This window comes from Sinomonas sp. RB5, assembly GCF_054063535.1.
Genome location: NZ_JBSSGJ010000030.1, coordinates 1 through 3929 on the forward strand (window position 1 = coordinate 1; position 3929 = coordinate 3929).

Genomic DNA, 3929 nt, shown 5'->3' on the forward strand with positions numbered 1-3929 from the left:
ACCGGCATGGGCTTCTCCGTGCTGGTCATGTTCGCGATCATGGCGGCCAGTGCCGCGACCCTCGGGAGGAACGGCACACAGATCAGCAGCGCAGCGGACGCGGCCAAGGCTCTCGAGCCCGTCGCCGGTCCCGCGGCCAAGGCCCTGTTCTCCATAGGGTTCATCGGCACGGGCTTCCTGGCCATCCCCGTCCTGGCCGGCTCGGCCTCGGTCGGGCTCGCCGGCCTGCTCGGGACACGGTGGGGCTTCGACCGCCGCCCCCGCAACGCCAGGGTCTTCTACAGCCTGCTCGGCGTCGGCATCATCGGCGGCATCCTCCTCGCCCTCGCCCTGGACGACCCCATCAAGTTGCTGGTCTTCGTCGCCGTCGTCAACGGCATAGCCGCGGCACCCTTCCTGATCGTGACCATGCTCGTCTCCGGTGACCGGAAGATCATGGGTGACTATGCGAACGGGAAGACCGCCGCCGCCATCGGCTGGGCAACGGCGGCCGTCATGGCCGTCGCCGGCGCCCTCGGCGTCTGGACGACGCTCACCGGTCAGGGGTCCTAAGGCCGTCAGGCAGGGTCGTGAAGGCCGAGCCCATTCAGCAGGTCCTCTGCTCGAGCGGCCGTGGCCGCCAGGTTCGCCTCGGAGACGGCGGTGTGGATCTCCTCCCGCTTGATCGACACGTGGCGGGGCGCCTCGAACGCCATGTGTGCGGTGAGCCGAGGAGCTCTCCCCGCCATTGTGGGTGACCCCGACAGACGTCGGAGAGATCCGTCGTCGAAAGTGGGTGAGTAAATGGGAGACTTGGGTGGCCGAAGCATGGGAAAACCCCTCTCCAATCTGCGTTTTCGCAGGTCAGAGAGGGGTTCGTGGAGCCCCCTGCCGGATTCGAACCGGCGACCCTCTGTTTACAGAAGGGAGATCCCGCCGATCCCCGGACCGTCCCGAAACTGCCGCTTCACCTGCGGAAACGCCCCAATAGGTGTTGATGACGCTACCCGCGAGTTCCCGTCGTGTCACCTCAAAGTGGGTGGTTTATGGGTGACTTCGGAAGACAAGTCATTGTCTGTTCCAGGCCACGCGCTGCCGCGGCTTCTTGCGGCACATCCTTCGCAGAGGTGCCACCCACGGCCGGTACACGGCCTCGGACGCGTTCGTGGCCTGGCCGGTCGCGGACGCGAAGGAGTGGCTGCAGCTGACCCATGACGCCTACCGCGGCTACATCGACGAGCTGCGGGCCGTGGCAGCGGAGTGAGCACCGTGACCAGCCGGTTCATCACCCTCGGCGCAGTCCACCTCTTGGACCGCACCGTGTCCGTCCAGGTCGACGGGCACTCCATCGACGGGTTCACCGCTGTCCCCCGCGATGAGCTGCTGGAGATGCTGCGCCGGTACGTGAAGGCGAAGGGCCCCCTGCTGGTCAGCACCAAGCTCCTGGACGGGTCCACGACGAAGGACGTCGTGCACCCGGACGGGCGAACCGCCCCGTACATCCCGGAGGCCCAGGTGCTGTTCGCGGCGATCGACCGGCGCAGCTACGGCGCCCCCGTGCAGGAGCCGTCCTTGTGGGATGCCACCCCGCCCCCTGCGACCCCGTACCGGCCGGAGCCGCACGGGACGTCCACCCTAGACGTCGTCGGCCCGGTCCCTGAGTGGGACGTCGAGGCGGACATGCGCCGCAAGCCGCGCCCGGCGCCGGCGTCCCGGCAGGCGCGCCGCCCCCAGGGCGGCGGCGTCGGCGGGGCTGTGTTCCTCGGGGTCGTGCTCGTGATCACCGCGGTCGCATTCCTGCTGCTGCCCCGCGTGCTCGGCTAGGAGTCGTGCCATCCGTGGCCTCGGTCCCCGCCTCGGGGTGGGCGTCAGCATCCCCCAGCGGCATCGAGACTCGGGGCGTCCTGCCCTGACAAGAGCACGTTGTTCACGTTCGATGCGTCGTACTTGATGTGGCCGGTCGAGTTGCCCGGGACGAAGGTCTGGAACTCGATGAGCGCATTGCCGCTGCCGCCGAGCGCTGTCGCCAGCGTGGGACTATGCACCTCCTCCTCGTAGCACTCGTCCGGTTCGCTGCTCGTCTGCTTTCCCTGCCAGAGGACGGCGGCGTCCTTCGGGAACTCCTGCATGACCAGGGCCTGGGCGGCCGCCTGGGATAGGTGGGGTGGCAGGCACATCGAGTAGAAGGTGGTGCCCTGCATCGCGTAGTACTCATCCCCGTTGGTGCTGCACCCGGCAGTGGAGAACCCGGGGTTGTAGGCACTCCCGGGCACCCTACTGGTGTCGGCCGTGTGGGTGCTGTCCCACTTCTCCTGGGTCGCTCCAAAGCCAGTCAGGTCATTCACAGGACCAGGTGCGGGGGCCGCGGTAGCCGGAGGGGCGGATGTCGTAGCGGTCGCTGCCGGGGTGCTCTCTGAGGTGCTCTCTGCGGCTTTGCTGACTGTGGAGCTGCTGGAGTCCGCCGCCGGCCCAGGGCTATCAACACCCGCACAGGCAGCAACTGTCGCTGCCTGAAAGACGGCTGCAAGTAGCAGCGAGGTGCCCCGGGCGGCCAGCCTCTTCCTGCTGGGCCTCTTATCCTTGTCGGCTCCGTTCATAATGCTGCTCCCCCCGTGGCCGTGGACCAACCGATTCTGTGGCACCTTCACTAGCTACTTTCGACCGGTGTGATCGCGGGCTCAAGCCCTCATCATGAACCGCCGGGCAGCGCCCGGTGCGGGTGTCGCCGAAGGGGGTGGGGCCGGGGCGGACTGCACCGGGGCCCTCGCCCTGGCCGGCGTCCTCGCAGCGGGCGAGGGCCACGCCACCTCGGTCAGGATCGCGACGGTGCGACGCCTCATGCTGCCGCCGCCTCGGACTCGGCGGCCAGGGCCTTGAGGACCCGCTGGACCTTCGGCCGGGACACCCCTAGGGCGTCGGCGACCTTGGCCTGGGACAGGCCCTGGTCGGTGAGCTCGGCGATCCGGGCGCGCAACTCGCCCTCGTCCGTGCCGACAGCGAGCTCCGCCAGGGCGCCGGCCGGCGTTTCCGCCACCGGCTCGGCGGCGGGGGCCTCGACCAAGTGCGGCCGGGGAGCCGCCGCGGCGGCGGCCGGCTTCACGGCCTCGGACTTCACCGGTGCCGGCACCACCCTGGCGGGGGCAGGCTCGCGGACCACGGGCGCCGCCTTCTCGGCCACGGCCTTCCGCGGGGCGGGCGCCCTGCCCTCGACCATGACCCGCTCGAGGATCGCAGAGCTGAACAGGGCCGCCACGGGCATGAGCAGGGCGATGACTGCCGACGCCTCCGCGGCCCGGGTCATGACCGGGTTCGCCAGGAGCACGTGCGCGATGTTGCCCAGGCACGAGACCAGGGTCCAGAACGCGGTGCCGGCACGCAGCCACCGAATGCTCCAGCCGCGCTGCTTGTACACCAAAGCGCCAGCCGTGGTCATCAGCAGGCTGACATCGATCCCCACGGGGACGGCCGCGCGGACCGGGCCGGGGACACCCATGGACTCCGAGACGCCGTACAGGCCGGAGTAGGAGACGGAGAGCGAGCATGCCAGGACGACGAGGGCCAGGCCCGCGAAGAGCCACTGGTAGCGATGGAAACTCATCATACTTTCGATCATAGCCAGAATGTTCCACCGTGTCTAAGAGGAGCCAACCGCCAGGGAGGAATGAAGAGAGTAGAGAGGAAGCCAGGAGGGGAGGGGGATCTATGAGGGGGACGGGTAGACCAGCACAAAGCCTTTCGGACCGCAGCCTTGTCCGCCTGTCAGCTGCAGCCCACCGGCCGTCAGCCTCCGTCGACTGGGGGGGGGGGGGGGGGGGGGGGGGGGGGGGGCGGGGGGGGGGGGGGGGGGGGGGGGGGGGGGGGCTGGGGGGGGGGGGGTGGGCCTGGGTGGTGGCCGGTTGGCGGAGGGTCCAGTGGCCGCGGGTCTTGAGACGGTGGTGTTCACGGCAGAG

6 protein-coding genes are annotated in these 3929 nt (G+C 69.5%); 3 read left to right on the plus strand and 3 right to left on the minus strand.

All coding sequences use genetic code 11. The annotated features are described in order from the left end of the window. Positions 1-552, plus strand: a 552-nt coding sequence (locus ACVWWH_RS20050; protein ID WP_457317787.1) for a divalent metal cation transporter, incomplete at its 5' end; no start/stop codon positions are given. Positions 553-557: 5 nt separating this feature from the next. Here ACVWWH_RS20050 and ACVWWH_RS20055 read toward each other — a convergent pair. After that, on the minus strand, positions 558-695 hold the full coding sequence (locus ACVWWH_RS20055; protein ID WP_457317788.1) for a hypothetical protein: 138 nt from the start codon (positions 693-695) through the stop codon (positions 558-560). Positions 696-1084: 389 nt separating this feature from the next. Here ACVWWH_RS20055 and ACVWWH_RS20060 point away from each other — a divergent pair, with 389 nt between their 5' ends. Then, positions 1085-1243, plus strand: coding sequence for a hypothetical protein (locus tag ACVWWH_RS20060; protein ID WP_457317789.1), 159 nt, complete (start codon positions 1085-1087; stop codon positions 1241-1243). Further along, positions 1240-1803: a hypothetical protein gene (locus ACVWWH_RS20065; RefSeq protein WP_457317790.1), complete on the plus strand. Its 564-nt coding sequence runs from the start codon at positions 1240-1242 to the stop codon at positions 1801-1803. The genes ACVWWH_RS20060 and ACVWWH_RS20065 overlap by 4 nt, the downstream gene beginning before the upstream one ends. Positions 1804-1847: 44 nt before the next feature. On the opposite strand, the gene ACVWWH_RS20070 is transcribed toward ACVWWH_RS20065, so the two are convergent. Together ACVWWH_RS20070 and ACVWWH_RS20075 are read right to left on the minus strand one after the other, a co-directional pair. Further along, positions 1848-2252 carry a hypothetical protein gene (locus tag ACVWWH_RS20070; protein ID WP_457317791.1) on the minus strand — a complete coding sequence of 135 codons (405 nt, stop codon included), beginning with the start codon at positions 2250-2252 and terminating at the stop codon, positions 1848-1850. 563 nt (positions 2253-2815) lie between these two features. Next, positions 2816-3580, minus strand: a complete 765-nt coding sequence (locus ACVWWH_RS20075; RefSeq protein ID WP_457317792.1) for a helix-turn-helix domain-containing protein — start codon at positions 3578-3580, stop codon at positions 2816-2818. Between the last annotated feature and the right edge of the window lie 349 nt (positions 3581-3929).